This window comes from Streptomyces sp. NPDC102259 (assembly GCF_044766465.1).
GTDB lineage: Bacteria > Actinomycetota > Actinomycetes > Streptomycetales > Streptomycetaceae > Streptomyces.
Genome location: NZ_JBIWMA010000009.1, coordinates 250,995 through 264,694, shown reverse-complemented (window position 1 = coordinate 264,694; position 13,700 = coordinate 250,995). Strand labels below are relative to the sequence as shown.

The window sequence follows — 13,700 nt, the reverse complement described above, 5'->3', positions numbered from 1 at the left end:
GTGAACGCGCCACGAACGCACGATGAGTGGTGCAATGCGGTGAATCGACATACGTTCCCCGCGCGCACCCCGGCCGGTCGGCCGGAGTTCGGCTACGGGACCCCGTAGCGTGCGGCGATTCCGGCCACGACGATCTCCAGGCCTTCCTCGAACTGCCGGTCGTAGTTCTGGAAGAGCTCCGCGCCCGCCTTCGCCGACAGCCGGAACTCGGCGAGCAGCCGGGCGCGTTCCGCCACGTCGAACCCCTCGCGCCGCTCGTCCGGCCGCGGGTGCACGCCCTGTTCCTCGGTGACGAACCCGACGGTGAACGCGTACGCGGTCGACGAGGCGCGTACGGCGTCGGCGAGGGTGAAGCCGGCGGCCGTGAACAGGCGCAGGTTCTCCTCCATCTGCACGGCGTGCTCGGTGCCGGTGAAGCGGGAGCCGCTGAAGACCTTCGCGCCGTCGCGGTAGGCGAGCAGCGCCGCGCGCAGCCCGTGGTTGACCTTGCGCGTCCGGTCCTGCCAGGTGTCGGCGGGGTCGAGCGCGACGCCCGCGACCATCCGCCGGTACATCTCGGTCGCCATCTCGTCGAGCAGGGCCCGCTTGTCCTTGAAGTGCCAGTACAGGGCGGGCGCCTTGACGTTCAGCTCCTGGGCGATGGCGCGCTGGGTCAGCCCGTCGAGCCCTGTCTCGTTCAGGAGCCTGAGGGCGGTGTCCGCGACCCGCTTGCGGTCGAGGGGGGCGCGTCGTTCGGTACTCACACTTGACAGCTTAACGCCGTTAAGGCCACTCTCGTGAACGACAGCACTTAACAGCGTTAAGGAGAGAGCTCATGGACACACCCATGAAGGCGACCGCGCAGGTGGACGTGGACGTCCTGATCGTCGGCGCGGGCCCCACCGGCCTCGCCCTCGGCATCGACCTGGCCCGGCGCGGAGTGGACGCGCTGGTGGTGGAACGCGGCGAGACCCTCGCCCCCGGCTCACGCGGCAAGGGCCTCCAGCCGCGCACGATGGAGGTCTACGAGGATCTCGGCGTCCTCGACGAGATCCTCGCCGCCGGTGGCGCGTACCCGGTCGGCATGGTCTGGGCGGACGGCGAGCAGGCAGGCGAGCACGCGATGTTCGACCCGATGGAGGACGGCGAGGAGGGCTGCCGCTTCACCGTCCCGTGGATGATCCCGCAGTGGCGCAACCAGGAGATCCTGCTGGCACGGCTGACGGAACTGGGCGGGACCGTGGCCTTCGGCCGTGAGGTGGTGCGGCTCGAACAGGACGGGGACGGCGTGACGGCGCACTTCGCCTCCGGCGTACCGGTCCGCGCCCGGTACGCCGTCGCCGCGGACGGCGGCCGCTCGGCGGTGCGCCGCGCGCTGGGCGTCAAGATGACGGGCGAGACGCTCGACCCGGACGCGGCCCTGGTGGCGGACGTGCGGATCCCCGGCCTGGACCGGACGTGGTGGCACCTGTTCCCGCCGAGCGGGCCGGACTCGGGCTTCCTGGCGCTGTGCCCCCTGGCCGGGACGGACCAGTTCCAGCTGGTGGCGCGGCTTCCCGAGGGGACGGATCCGGATCTGTCCCTGGACGGCGTCCGCAAGCTGGTCGCCGAGCGCACCCACCTCGCGCCCGAGAGGGTGACAGAGGTCTTGTGGATGTCCGACTTCCGCCCGCGCGCCGCCCTGGCGGACCGCTTCCGCGAGGGACGGGTCTTCCTGGCCGGCGACGCGGCCCACGTGCACTCCCCGGCCGGCGGCCAGGGCCTGAACACCAGCGTCCAGGACGCGTACAACCTGGGCTGGAAGCTGGGCGCGGTCCTGAGCGGGCGGGCGCCGGAGGCTCTGCTGGACACCTACGAGGAGGAGCGCCGCCCCATCGCCGAACACGTACTCGGCCTCTCCACCGCGATCCACCGCGAGGAGGCGAAGCGGGGTGCCGCGACCCGCCAGCTCGGCCTGAACTACCGGCATGCGTCCCTGAGCGAGGAGACCCGGGAGAACCCCGGCCCGCTGTCCGCCGGCGACCGCGTACCGGACCTGACGATCGACGGCGTCCGCCTCTTCGACCGGCTCAGGGGCCCGGACTGGACCCTGCTGAGCCTGGAGGACGGGCTGTTCCTGGTCCGCCCCGACGGCTATGTGGGCTGGGCGGGCGACACGGAGGACGGCCTCGCGTCCTACCGCGCACGGGTCGGCCTCGGCTAGTCGTCGCCGTCGAGGAGGGTGTCGACGGAGAGGTCGAGCGCCACACCGACGGACTCGGGGACGGGGACGGCCTGGCCTCGCTGGTAGCGGACGGGGTCGGGGTATTTGCCGTCTACCGGGTCTTGATAGAGGAGGACCAGGTCATGCTTGCGGTCGGCAATGAGGTAGACCGGGATGTTGGCCCTGGCATAGATGTCGACCTTGGTGGCTGTGTCATTGGTCCAGTTGGAGGACGTCACTTCCAGCACCATGCGGAAGACATGCGGGGCATAGCAGTTCTTTTCGACGAGCGCGTCGTGGAAGTCTGCGTCCACCACGGACAGGTCCGGCACGGCGTAATCGTCCGGCCCGGTCGGCAACCACAAGCCGATTCCCCCGACCGTTCTCAGCCCCGCCTGCCGATCTCCGGCTTCGTGGCACGCCACGATCAGCCAGGACAGTGTCACTTGGTGCGGCCCATCCGGCGGCGGTGTCACGACAATGCTCCCGTTGAGGATCTCCACCCGGTGCCCGGGCAGCTCCTCCCACAGCCGGTCGGCAGCATCAGCGAGCGACGACTCGTGCAGCATCACAGCCACGGCACCCTCCTTATCGGGAACAGCCTCCACGAGCGTAACCAGGGACGGGCGTTTCCCGCCCCCGATCACCCATTCGGAGGAATCGCCCAGCTCAGAACGCATCCGACGGCACGTACGTCCCCCAGACCCCCCGGAGGGCGTTGCACACCTCGCCCACCGTCGCCCGCGCCCGCAGCGCGTCCTTCATCGGGTACAGGACGTTGTCCTCACCCTCGGCGGCCTTCTTCAGGGCGTCCAGCGCGGCGTCCACCGCCGCCTGGTCCCGCCCCGCCCGCAGCTTCGCGAGGCGCTCCGCCTGCTGGGCCTCGATGGCCGGGTCGACGCGGAGCGGCTCGTAGGGCTCCTCCGTGTCGAGCTGGTAGCGGTTGACGCCGACCACGACCCGCTCGCCGGAGTCGGTCTCCTGGGCGATCCGGTAGGCGGAGCGCTCGATCTCGGACTTCTGGAAGCCGTGCTCGATGGCGGCGACCGCGCCACCGAGGTCCTCGACCTTGCGCATCAGCTCGACGGCCGCCGCCTCGACGTCGTCGGTCATCTTCTCGACGACGTAGGAGCCCGCGAAGGGGTCGACGGTCGCGGTCACGTCCGTCTCGTAGGCCAGCACCTGCTGGGTGCGCAGGGCGAGGCGCGCGCTCTTGTCCGTGGGGAGCGCGATCGCCTCGTCGAAGGAGTTGGTGTGCAGGGACTGGGTGCCGCCGAGCACCGCGGCCAGGCCCTGGACGGCGACCCGGACCAGGTTCACCTCCGGCTGCTGGGCCGTCAGCTGGACGCCGGCCGTCTGCGTGTGGAAGCGGAGCATCAGCGACTTGGGGTTCTTCGCGCCGAACTCCTCCCGCATCACCCGCGCCCAGATCCGGCGCGCGGCGCGGAACTTCGCGACCTCTTCGAGGATCGTCGTACGGGCCACGAAGAAGAAGGACAGGCGGGGCGCGAAGTCGTCCACGTCCATGCCGGCCGCGACGGCCGTACGGACGTACTCGATGCCGTCCGCCAGGGTGAAGGCGATCTCCTGCGCCGGGGACGCGCCCGCCTCCGCCATGTGGTAGCCGGAGATCGAGATGGTGTTCCACTTCGGGATCTCGGTCCTGCAGTACTTGAAGATGTCGGCGATCAGCCGGAGCGAGGGCTTCGGCGGGAAGATGTACGTGCCCCGCGCGATGTACTCCTTCAGCACGTCGTTCTGGATCGTGCCCGTGAGCTTGTCGGCCGGGACGCCCTGCTCCTCGCCGACCAGCTGGTACATGAGCAGCAGCAGGGCCGCCGGGGCGTTGATCGTCATCGACGTCGACACCTTGTCCAGCGGGATCCCGCCGAACAGCACCCGCATGTCCTCGACCGAGTCGATGGCCACGCCCACCTTGCCGACCTCGCCGCTCGCGATCGGGGCGTCGGAGTCGTGGCCCATCTGGGTGGGCAGGTCGAAGGCGACCGACAGGCCCATCGTGCCGTTGGCGATCAGCTGCTGGTAGCGGGCGTTGGACTCCACCGCCGTGCCGAAGCCCGCGTACTGGCGCATGGTCCAGGGGCGGCCGGTGTACATCGACGGGTAGACGCCCCGGGTGAAGGGATACTCGCCCGGCTCGCCCAGCTGCTCGGCCGGGTCCCAGCCCGCCAGGTCCTGCGGCCCGTACACCGGCTCGATGGGCAGTCCGGACTCCGACTCACGCGCCATGGATGTGATGCCTCCCGCTGAGCAATACCCGCTGCTTCAACCACTTCTTCGGCCACTTCTTCGGCCACTTCTTCGACCACTCGGGTCACTTGCCGGTCGCCTGCCGACGTCCATCGGTTACCCGCCAGTACGGTCCGACCGTCCGACGGACTGTATCGGCGCGCGTGCGCCCCGTGCAGAGGACCACGCTGGGACCTTCCTCACAAGACGGTCCGCGGTGCCGGTCACCACAATGCCGGTCCGTTCGCGAGCCGTCATCCGGGGGGAACATCTCAGGCATGCGGATGCGGAGATCGATCGCCGTCCTGGCCGGCACGGCGGCTCTGATGACGGTGTGCGGCTGTAGCGTGCGGACCCCGGGCGCGGACGGGGCGGCACGCCCGCCCGCCTCCGCCGACGTCGGCCGGACGGCCTCGGCGTCGGCCCCGGCCCGGACCACCACCGACGACAGGCCGGGCGCCCCGGCCACCAGAACCCCGGCCACCAGCGTCCCGCCTGCCGCCGTCCTGTGGTCGCGCGGCGACAAGGGACGCGACGTCCGCGAGCTCCAGGCCCGGCTGCGCCAGGTCGCCTGGCTCTTCGAGGGACCCACCGGAACGTACGGCGAACGCACCGAGCAGGCCGTGAAGGGCTTCCAGGGCAAGCGCGGGCTGCCGACGACCGGGAGGACGGACACCGTCACCTGGCAGCGACTGCTGGGGATGACGCACGAACCCGGGCAGTGGGAGCTGTATGCGATGGGCGGCCAACCGGCCGCGGCGCCCGACGCCCGGTGCCTGTCCGGGCGGGTGCTGTGCATCGACAAGACGACCAGGACCCTGCGCTGGATGGTCGACGGCCGGACCCTGATGACGGTGTCGGTCCGCTTCGGCTCGCAGTACACACCCACCCGGGAAGGCGTGTTCCACGTCTACTGGAAGTCCCGCGACCATGTGTCCACGCTCTACCACTCACCGATGCCGTACGCGATGTTCTTCAGCGGCGGCCAAGCGGTGCACTACTCGGCCGACTTCGCCGCCCGCGGCTACGCGGGGGCCTCGCACGGGTGCGTCAACGTGCGGGACGAGACGGCGATCGCGAGCCTCTTCGCGCAGGTGCGGAACGGCGACAAGGTCGTCGTGTCGTGGTGAGGAGGCACCCGTGCCGGGCCGGCCGGCGCGCTCGGCCGGAGAGCGGCGGCGAACTCTCCTACACAGGAGGCCTGTCGATAGTGCTGGACCGCACGACGCTCCTGTCGGCCGAAGGATCGAGCGCCCTCACCACATGACCACCTTCAGGCCCTCCATTGCATTTCCAAACCGCAGTCTCATCGAAATAATCAACGTGCAGGCCGAAGGAATGGCGGCCACAGGCGGGCCAGACTGTGGCGTAATAATCCATGACAAATTCCTGCACCCCTTCCGCCACGACGCCCAGAACTTCCGCCCAATCCGGCGTCGAGACTTCTGCGGACTTGAAGCGAACTACACCGGCCGGCCCAAATTCCGGGTCGCGAAAATAATTGACGTAGCAAAACTCCTCCCCGTCAACCCTTTTCCCGGTTTCGTCGAACACCGACTTCTGGATCACCTCAAGGGCTGATCTCGCCATGGAGAAGGTTCGCGTGGTCCAAAGTTCGCAGAATTCATCTCCGGATATTTCGCCGAATTCATCATGCACCTCGGACATCCATGTCAGCACCTCCTCCGACATGGGATCCCCTTGCCGCCAGACGGCTTGCAGCATCCTGTTCCGCCAGTCCAGAAAATTCGACACCCGCGCCGGCCCTCCGATGGGATTCACCTACGGTGTCGAGTGTGGGGCGCGAGCGGGACCGGGGGAACGTGTCCCGCCCGCGCCGAGCGCACGAGCCGGAAGTACGGGGGGAACCCCGGCTCTGTGCAAGGGCCGATGACCAGTCGGCTCACTTGTTACTGCGCTCCGGCCGCCGAAAACGTCACACCCTGCGCGAAAAAACTTCGGCGATCATCGAACTCGCAGGTCAGCGGTGGTGCGAGGACGAGCTTCCGCCGGAGTGACCGGAGTGACCAGAGCCGCCCGAGCGGTCGGAGCCGCTGCCGTCCCGGCCGCCGTTGTCGCCGTCACCGCCGCCATGGCCGCCGCCTCGGCCGCCATGACCACGACCCCGATCACCGTCACCGTCACGATCACGATCACGACCACCGTCGTCGTCGCCGTCGTCGTCGGAACCGCCCTTGTCGCCCGACCCGGACCTGTCGCCCGTGGCGCCTCCACGGCCGCCGCGGTCGCTCTGGTTCTTTCCGGAGTCCCGGCCGCTCGTGCCGTACGGGGTGCGGTCGTCGCCTCGGGAGTTTCCCGCGGTGCCGCCGAGGACGCCCGCGCAGTACTTCGGCACACGCGTCGGGCCGCCCGCGAGGTGCTCCAGGGTCTGGCGGCGCCCGGTGTCCAGGGTGCGGCCCGCGCTCAGCTCACGGCAGGACGAGGTCACGCCGGTCGGCCAGGTGCCGTCGGGGCCCGGGGTGGCCGAGGGGGCGCCGTCCGTCCTCCCGTTCCCGGCGTCCTCGCGGCCGGTCGCGCCCGTACCGCCGTCCGGTGTCGCCGGGTCCGCGTCCCCGCCCGAGGCGTCCGGCGTGGGTGAGACGCGCGGGCGCTCGTCCGGGACCACGGGGGCCGAGACGGATGCCACGGGTCGGGCGGGTTCGGCGCCGTCGAACGGGGTCGGCAGGACACCCGTCCCGGCCGCGATCCCGCCCACCATCCCGGCGGCGAGCGCGGCGGCGAGCCCCAGCCGCGCGGGCCGGCTCCACCGGGCCGGACGTCCGGCCTGCGGGACCCGGCCGCCGATGCGCACCAGTCCCGCGTCGGCGGCGGACGTGACGCGGGGCCGACCGGCGACGGCGGGCGCGGTGCCGCCCTCGGATCCGGGGGCACCGGTGCCCGGAGCGGCGAGAGCGGCACGTCCCGCCAGGTCGGCGCGGTCCGCGTGGGCCTTGCGGAAGGCGGCCAGGGCCGCGGCCTCACCGGGGAGTTCCTCGTCGGCGGGCAGGGGCTCGGCGGCCGGCGCGGCGAGCGCGGCGAGGGCCCGGGCGAGCCGCTCGGCCTCTTCCCCGGCGGCGGCGTCGACAGCGTTGTCGGGTGACTCACCGCGCAGCAGACGCTCCGCCGTTTCTCGATCGAGCCACCTGTCCCGCTTGTCGGCCATCACATGTCCTTCTGCGTCCGCGCGCGCGTATGCGTCACACCAGCGGACGTCACCGCGCGCGAGCGCGGTTCTCGCTGAGGCGGCAGCGCGTCGAGGCCGCGGGCCGTCTCCGGGTCCTCGCCCAGCAGTTCGGCGAGCTTCTTCAGACCGCGATGCGCGGCCGTACGGACGGCACCGGGCCGTTTGCCGAGCGTCTCGGCGGCCGTCTTGGCGTCCAGGCCCATGACGACCCGCAGCACGACGGCCTCGGCCTGGTCCTGCGGCAGCCGGGCTATGAGGTCCAGGGCGCGGCCGGTGGCCAGCGCCTCCATGGCCTCGCCCGCGGTGTCGGACTCGGCGGCCCGGCCGGTCAGTTCGGTCTCGTCGGCGACCGTCGCCGGGCGCCGGCCGCGCATGCGTACGTGGTCCAGCGCGCGGTTGCGGGCGATCCGGGCGGCCCAGCCGCGGAAGCGGTCCGCGTCGCCGCTGAACCGCTCCAGGTCCCGGGCTATCTGGAGCCAGGCCTCGGAGGACACGTCCTCCGCGTCGAGATCACCGACGAGCGTGCGTACGTACCCGAGCAGCCGCGGGTGCACCGTGCGGTACACAGTCCGGAACGCGGTCTCGTCCCCGTCCTGTGCCGCGAGCACCGCGGCTGTCAGCTCCGCGTCGTCCCCCACGTCGTGGTTCCTCGGTCGATGATTCACGGTTTTCTGGACCGCAGGTCGTTGCGGTGGTCTGCCGCTTGGCCGTCCGGCGCGAAAGGCACGTTACGACCTGAAACCGCCGCACGTCCATGTCCGTAGAACATGCAACTAACTCGTGACGCGAGCGGGCGTGCTCGGGGTGTGACAGAAAACGCACTCATGGCGCTGTAGGGAGTACGGGCCGCCGCGCGGCCCGTGCCGCGCGACGGCCGGGGCCTCTCCTGTGGGGGGTGGCGGCCTCGGCCGTTGCTTTGGCGGCAACCGATTACTGCCCCTCGGCCCCGCTCCCGGCGGTCTTCCCGGCCTTGGGCGACCCCCCGGCGTTGGGCGACTCCCCGGCCTTCGGGGCGTTCTCGGTCTTCTCGGTCGTCTCAGTCTTCGGCGTCTTCCCGGCCTGCTCGGTCTTGTCGGCCCGCTGGGTCTTGTCGGCCTCCGGAGCCTTGCCGGCCTTCGGGCTTCCGCCGGCCTTCGGTCCGCCCCCTGCCGACGCCGACGCGGCTACCGCTGCCCGGCAGTACGCGACGACGTTCTTCTCGCCGCCCGCGGCCGTCACGAGCCGTTGCCAGGCCGTGGAGTCCATCGCCTTGCCGCGCCCCCGGACCTTCTCGTAGGCACGGCAGTGCGCTTCGGTGTCCTCGGCGCTCGCGGGACGGTCCCGGTCGGCGGGGGCGGCCGGCCGCGGGTTCACGGAGGCCGTGCCGGCGGACCCGGACCCGGACGCGGTCGCGGACGGTCCGGGACGCCCCGCGCCACCGGCGACGTCGTCCGTGGAGGAGCCGACGGCGGCGAACGCGACCCCGCCCAGCGCCAGGCCGGCGACCAGCACGGAGAGCGTGGCCCGCAGCGAGCGAACCGTGTGCCGCCGGGCCCGGGGCCGCCAGTCGTCCCGGCGCCGGGTACGGGCCTGGTGCGCACCCGCGTCCCGGGCGGCCCGGAAGGCGGCGACGGCCCGCCGCTCGCCCTCGCTGTCGGCGTCCGGGCGGTCGCCGGACCCGTGCGCGCTCCGGTCGCGCAGGGCTTGGCCGAGCAGCGCCTCCAGCGTGGCTGCCGCGATCCCCGGTGCGCCGGCGGCGGCAGGGGCTTCGTCGTCGTCGGCGGCGTCCACGGGGTGTGCGCGCCGACGGCTGTGGCCCGCGCCGTCGTTCAGCCGTTCACCCATGTCCGTTTCCGCCTCTGTCCCGTCCGTCCGATCAGGCCGTTCGACCTGGTGGCCGGGCCCGCCACTGATCCATACGGTCCGCAGCCCTCGCCGTTCATGTCGACTCCCCCAGCGTTCGGGGGCCGCCATCCGTCACACCTTCGCCCTCGCCCGCGGCGCCGAGCTGGCGGGCCAGCCGCTTCAGTCCCCGGTGCGCGGCCGTACGGACGGCGCCCGGGCGCTTGCCGAGGACGCGGGCCGCGGCGGGGCCGTCCAGCCCCACGACCACCCGCAGCAGCACCGCCTCGGCCTGGTCGCGCGGCAGCCCGCGGACCAGCTCCAGGGCGTGCCCGGTGGAGAGCGACTCCAGCGCCTCGTCATGGGTGCTGTGCGGGCCGGCCAGGTCGAGGACGACGTCCTGGTCCAGCACCGCGGACCGGGGCCGGACCCGCATCCGGCGCAGATGGTCGAGGGCCCGGTGCCGGGCGATGGTCGCCGTCCAGCCGCGGAACCCCGCGCCGTCGCCCTTGAAGCGCCCCAGGTCCCGGGCTATCTCCAGCCAGGCGTCGGAGGCCACGTCCTCGGCTTCGTCGCCGACGATCCCCCGCAGATAGCCGAGCAGTCCCGGTTGCACGAGCCGGTACGCCACGGCGAACGCGGCCTCGTCGCCGTCCTGGGCCCGCGTCACGGCCGCGCCCAGTTCCCCGTCGTACGCCTGCGCGCGCCGGGGTTCCCCTCCCTGGCCCAAGACTGTCCTCGTTCGTACGGAGTTCGTTCCGGCGCGCGACTCCCCCGTCGGACCCCGGGTCCGAACACGGCCACGCCCCCCACGGTCCTCAGCGTCGAACCCCACAGAAGTGTCACAGCGGACGAATCCACCGCCGGGCCCACCGGGCGCGGCGGGCCCCGCCGCGCTCCCGCTGCCGGCTATCGCTTCCCCCGCGTCGCGTCCCGGCACAGCAGCCGCAGGGAGCCGTGGCCGCCGAAGCAGCGGCGGGCCTCGTCGAGGGGTTCCCAGAGGCGGCCGTCGGGGGTGCGGACCCAGTGGTCGCCGGCGGAGCCCCACCACTCGGCGCCGGTCTGCCGGACGATCACCTCGCCGGCGTAGGAGCCGAGCCCGCGCAGCACATTCGCCACGGCGTTGTACGGCGGGCCCTCGCGCCGCAGTTCCTCGATCATCCGGTCGACGCGCCACAGGCTCGGCGCCGAGTGGTCGAGGTGGGGCCGTACGGCGTCGGGCGCGGCGGCCACCGCCTCCGCCGCCCAGCGCACGGGTTTCGCGGCGGCGGAGGGGCGGGGCGGCTGGTCGGTCCGGCCCGTCGGGTTCGTCCGGTCGGTCTGGTCGGTCCGGTCTGTCTGGTCGGTCGTCCTACGCGTCACATCAGGAAGAGCGAGGTCGGAGCGGGTTGTGTCACTCATATTCGGGGCCTTTCCAAGACCGGCGCAGGACCGACCCACCTCCCCCGCACTCCGCTCACCTTCGTCCACGAGCCCGTCGCGAGACCACCGCGCGCAGCACCCGGCGCCCCTCCGTGGAGACCTCGAGGGCCCGGCGCAGTCCGCCCACGCCATGACCGGCGAGCACCTCCAGGACGGTGACCTGGCGGCGCAGCTCGGCGGCGACGAGAGGTGACATGCCCTCGGTACGGCCTTCCCGGCGGGAGTCGACCGGAGAGGCGTCCGACGTCGGGTCGAGGAGGCGGTGGATCTGGAGCGAGGCGACGGAGCAGGCGTCGGCCCAGAGCCGTACCTCGGCGGCGGAGCGGTCGTCGGGAGCGGCGGCCAGCATCCGGCGGGTGAGGAGCTCGGCCTCGTCGCCCTCCTCCGCGGCGGACGCCAGTTTGCCGCGCACCTGTTCCAGCAACTCGCCCCAGTCGGCGGCCTCGGAGTCCTCCGTGAGGTTGCCCCACAGCGGCCGCAAGGTCTCGTCGTCGCCCCCGAGCAGGGGTATGCACCGATCCAAACAAGCCAGCCCGCTGGCAGCCAGTCCGCGCTCGTCGGCCTGAGCGATCAGTTCCACCAGGCTCATCCACGCCTCCCTCGCCAGGGCACCGACCTTACGGAGCCCACACTTCCCCTTACTGCGTGCGACGGGCCAGGAGTGTCACAGCCAGGGGTTTTCAGCCAACTCCGCCGAAGCCACGGGCTTCACCCGCGCCACCGACTCCACCGACCCCGCCCGTGCCACCGACCCCGCCGAAGGCGCCGACCGGCGGCGGCGGTACCGCGCCGGGACCCTGGAGCGCCTTCTCGTTCTGCATCCCCGTCAGCCGTAGGACGAAGGCGATCGCGAGGGCGGCCGCGACGAGGTCGGCCAGGTCCGCGAAGATCACCTGGGTCATGGCGTCGTGGACCTCCGCGGCCGTCCCCGCCTCGGTGTACGACCGGAGGCCTGTCCGGTCGGCGAGGAGCGAGACGATCCACATCGCCCACCAGGCGTTGACCGGCCCGTGCGGCCGGGGCCGGCCCCAGGGGGTGCCGGGGCTCCCCCGACGTCCGTGTGTGAAGGCCGCGCCGGGCTCTCCCCTGAGCCTCACGCACGGCAGCACGCGGAACATACGGCTACCGGCGCCGCGAGTACACCGGAAATCAACCGAGCTTGTTCGCCAGCGCCGTGAACTGCGTCCAGGTCAGCGCCGGTGTCCTGGCGTCCCACAGCTTCTGCGAGGTGGCCCGCAGCGGCATCCGGACGCCGGCCGCGACCTGGTCCTGCGTCTGCGAGTTCGCGAGGTCGCACCACACCGAGAAGGAGCCGCCGAGGATCTGGGCGTCGTACTTCGCGGCCACCGGCGTCGTGCCGCGCAGCACCCGCGGGGTCCACTGCTCGTAGATCCGCCGGCCCGTCGGGTAGGCGAAGTCGTTCGGCTCGCCGAGGACGTAGTACAGGTACTCGTCGTTGTAGTTGAGCATCTTGCGCCCCGCGCTCAGGTACTCGACCGGCGGCCGGGCCCCGATCTCCTTGCCCGTCCAGTAGGCGACGACGAGGTCGGAGGCCGGCTTGACCGACGTACCGCGGAAGAAGCCGTCGTTCCACACCCGCATCGTGCGGTCGTGGGCGCGGACGGTGTCCGCGCGGTCGTTGAGCCAGCCGGTGGTGAGGTCGGCGACGCCCGCGCCGGAGCCGTACCGGGCCGTCGCGGCGGCGGCGAGCTGGGGGTAGGAGGCCGCCGGGCTGGACACCGTCAGGGCCTGGTACTCGTCGCCGCCGAGGTGCCAGTAGCTGCCGGGGAAGACGTCGGCGTACTCGTCCAGCAGGTCGTCGAGGAGGCTCGCGGAGTCGTCCTTGGAGATGTCGATCGCCCCGCGGGTCGCCACCCCGCTCGCGTTGCGCAGCTGGAGCTCGGGGTGGGCGGCGAGGACGGCGCCCAGGTGCCCGGGTGAGTCGATCTCGGGCACGACGGTGATGTGGCGGCTCGCGGCGAGCGCGACGATCCTCTTCACCTCGGCCTTGGTGAGGTGCAGGCTGGAGACGATCTCCGGGTGGCTGGAGGACTCGATCCGGAAGGCCTGGTCGTCGGAGAAGTGCAGACCGAGCTGGTTGTACTTGAGGTCGCCGAGCTCGCGCACCCGGTCCTCGATCCAGGCCGCGGTGAAGTGCTTGCGCGCGATGTCCAGCGTGAACCCGCGCTGCGGCTTGGCCGGCTGGTCGCGTACGACGCCCTCCGGCGCGCTGCCGCCGGAGTGCACCTCCTGCTTGAGGGTGCGGGTGCCGTAGAAGACTCCGGCGTCGGAGGGCGCGCTGATGGTGACCCGCCCGCCGCGCACGGTCATGGTGTACGACTCCGGGTTCGCGCCCTCGTCGTCGTTGAGCGCCAGCCGCAGGTCGCCGGCGCGTACGTCGTCCTTCTCCCCGGCGTACGTCAGCCCCAGCTCACCGGCGACCAGCCGGCCCTCGTCGGCGAGGTCCGCGTCGCTCACCACCACCCGGCGGGTGGACTGCGGCTTCCACCCCGGGCCGCGCGCCGGGGTGTGGGAGCCGACGGCGGGGATGGTGCGGGGGGTGGTGGAGAGGGCGTAGGAGCGGCTGGGCGTCGGGGTGGCGGCCTGCGCGGCGGCGGCGCCGGTGTCACCGGCGCCGGGCGTCCTCGCGGCGGCCTGCCGGGAGGCGGCCGATCCGGCGGGTGTCGTGCCGTCGTCGTCCGCCGAGGCCCACACGCCGAGTCCGACGCCGAGCGCGGCGACCAGCCCACCCGCCAGCAGCGACCGCGCCACGACCTGCTGGTGCGGCTTCCTCTGCGGCGCCCGGCGCCGATGCCTGTGCCTGCTCACTCCGCCAACCGT

14 protein-coding genes are annotated in these 13,700 nt (G+C 72.2%); 2 read left to right on the top strand and 12 right to left on the bottom strand.

Annotation, left to right across the window (positions count from 1 at the left end; translation table 11 throughout):
- Positions 1 to 92: 92 nt before the first annotated feature.
- Positions 93 to 743 carry a TetR/AcrR family transcriptional regulator C-terminal domain-containing protein gene (locus ACIRPU_RS22700; protein ID WP_403870008.1) on the bottom strand — a complete coding sequence of 217 codons (651 nt, stop codon included), beginning with the start codon at positions 741 to 743 and terminating at the stop codon, positions 93 to 95.
- 101 nt (positions 744 to 844) lie between these two features.
- On the opposite strand from ACIRPU_RS22700, the gene ACIRPU_RS22695 reads away from it, so the two are divergent.
- The gene (locus ACIRPU_RS22695) at positions 845 to 2,182 is read left to right on the top strand and encodes an FAD-dependent monooxygenase (RefSeq protein ID WP_403870136.1); all 1,338 of its coding nucleotides are present in this window, start codon (positions 845 to 847) and stop codon (positions 2,180 to 2,182) included.
- Here ACIRPU_RS22695 and ACIRPU_RS22690 read toward each other — a convergent pair.
- Positions 2,179 to 2,751 carry a Uma2 family endonuclease gene (locus ACIRPU_RS22690; RefSeq protein ID WP_385559932.1) on the bottom strand — a complete coding sequence of 191 codons (573 nt, stop codon included), beginning with the start codon at positions 2,749 to 2,751 and terminating at the stop codon, positions 2,179 to 2,181. The two genes, ACIRPU_RS22695 and ACIRPU_RS22690, sit on opposite strands and share 4 nt — an antisense overlap.
- Positions 2,752 to 2,851: 100 nt before the next feature.
- Positions 2,852 to 4,432 (bottom strand): methylmalonyl-CoA mutase, encoded by a 1,581-nt coding sequence (locus ACIRPU_RS22685; RefSeq protein ID WP_403870005.1) that lies wholly within the window; start codon positions 4,430 to 4,432, stop codon positions 2,852 to 2,854.
- Between the two features lie 278 nt (positions 4,433 to 4,710).
- Between ACIRPU_RS22685 and ACIRPU_RS22680 the strand changes: the two genes are divergently transcribed.
- Positions 4,711 to 5,562, top strand: a complete 852-nt coding sequence (locus tag ACIRPU_RS22680; protein WP_403870002.1) for a L,D-transpeptidase family protein — start codon at positions 4,711 to 4,713, stop codon at positions 5,560 to 5,562.
- Between the two features lie 58 nt (positions 5,563 to 5,620).
- On the opposite strand, the gene ACIRPU_RS22675 is transcribed toward ACIRPU_RS22680, so the two are convergent.
- The 9 genes from ACIRPU_RS22675 to ACIRPU_RS22635 form a co-directional block, all read right to left on the bottom strand.
- Complete coding sequence (locus ACIRPU_RS22675) at positions 5,621 to 6,124, bottom strand: hypothetical protein (RefSeq protein ID WP_403869999.1); 504 nt, start codon at positions 6,122 to 6,124, stop codon at positions 5,621 to 5,623.
- A gap of 289 nt (positions 6,125 to 6,413) precedes the next feature.
- Positions 6,414 to 7,595, bottom strand: a complete 1,182-nt coding sequence (locus tag ACIRPU_RS22670) for a hypothetical protein (protein WP_403869996.1) — start codon at positions 7,593 to 7,595, stop codon at positions 6,414 to 6,416.
- Positions 7,595 to 8,254 (bottom strand): RNA polymerase sigma factor, encoded by a 660-nt coding sequence (locus ACIRPU_RS22665; RefSeq protein WP_403869993.1) that lies wholly within the window; start codon positions 8,252 to 8,254, stop codon positions 7,595 to 7,597. The genes ACIRPU_RS22670 and ACIRPU_RS22665 overlap by 1 nt, the downstream gene beginning before the upstream one ends.
- Positions 8,255 to 8,546: 292 nt before the next feature.
- The gene (locus tag ACIRPU_RS22660; RefSeq protein ID WP_403869991.1) at positions 8,547 to 9,440 is read right to left on the bottom strand and encodes a hypothetical protein; all 894 of its coding nucleotides are present in this window, start codon (positions 9,438 to 9,440) and stop codon (positions 8,547 to 8,549) included.
- Positions 9,441 to 9,534: 94 nt separating this feature from the next.
- On the bottom strand, positions 9,535 to 10,167 hold the full coding sequence (locus ACIRPU_RS22655) for an RNA polymerase sigma factor (protein ID WP_385559772.1): 633 nt from the start codon (positions 10,165 to 10,167) through the stop codon (positions 9,535 to 9,537).
- Between the two features lie 179 nt (positions 10,168 to 10,346).
- The gene (locus tag ACIRPU_RS22650) at positions 10,347 to 10,799 is read right to left on the bottom strand and encodes a hypothetical protein (protein ID WP_403870132.1); all 453 of its coding nucleotides are present in this window, start codon (positions 10,797 to 10,799) and stop codon (positions 10,347 to 10,349) included.
- A gap of 94 nt (positions 10,800 to 10,893) precedes the next feature.
- Positions 10,894 to 11,448, bottom strand: coding sequence for a hypothetical protein (locus tag ACIRPU_RS22645; protein WP_403869988.1), 555 nt, complete (start codon positions 11,446 to 11,448; stop codon positions 10,894 to 10,896).
- Between the two features lie 91 nt (positions 11,449 to 11,539).
- Positions 11,540 to 11,956, bottom strand: coding sequence for a DUF4328 domain-containing protein (locus ACIRPU_RS22640; RefSeq protein ID WP_403869985.1), 417 nt, complete (start codon positions 11,954 to 11,956; stop codon positions 11,540 to 11,542).
- 52 nt (positions 11,957 to 12,008) lie between these two features.
- Complete coding sequence (locus ACIRPU_RS22635; protein WP_403870129.1) at positions 12,009 to 13,616, bottom strand: glycoside hydrolase family 20 protein; 1,608 nt, start codon at positions 13,614 to 13,616, stop codon at positions 12,009 to 12,011.
- Positions 13,617 to 13,700: the final 84 nt, after the last annotated feature.

Excerpts from the sequence above, each read along its gene's own strand:
- ACIRPU_RS22690 (WP_385559932.1), bottom strand. The coding sequence starts at position 2,751 with ATGCTGCACGAGTCGTCGCTCGCTGATGCTGCCGACCGGCTGTGGGAG.
- ACIRPU_RS22685 (WP_403870005.1), bottom strand. The coding sequence starts at position 4,432 with ATGGCGCGTGAGTCGGAGTCCGGACTGCCCATCGAGCCGGTGTACGGG.
- ACIRPU_RS22680 (WP_403870002.1), top strand. The coding sequence starts at position 4,711 with ATGCGGATGCGGAGATCGATCGCCGTCCTGGCCGGCACGGCGGCTCTG.
- ACIRPU_RS22675 (WP_403869999.1), bottom strand. The coding sequence starts at position 6,124 with ATGTCGGAGGAGGTGCTGACATGGATGTCCGAGGTGCATGATGAATTC.
- ACIRPU_RS22670 (WP_403869996.1), bottom strand. The coding sequence starts at position 7,595 with ATGGCCGACAAGCGGGACAGGTGGCTCGATCGAGAAACGGCGGAGCGT.
- ACIRPU_RS22660 (WP_403869991.1), bottom strand. The coding sequence starts at position 9,440 with ATGGGTGAACGGCTGAACGACGGCGCGGGCCACAGCCGTCGGCGCGCA.
- ACIRPU_RS22645 (WP_403869988.1), bottom strand. The coding sequence starts at position 11,448 with ATGAGCCTGGTGGAACTGATCGCTCAGGCCGACGAGCGCGGACTGGCT.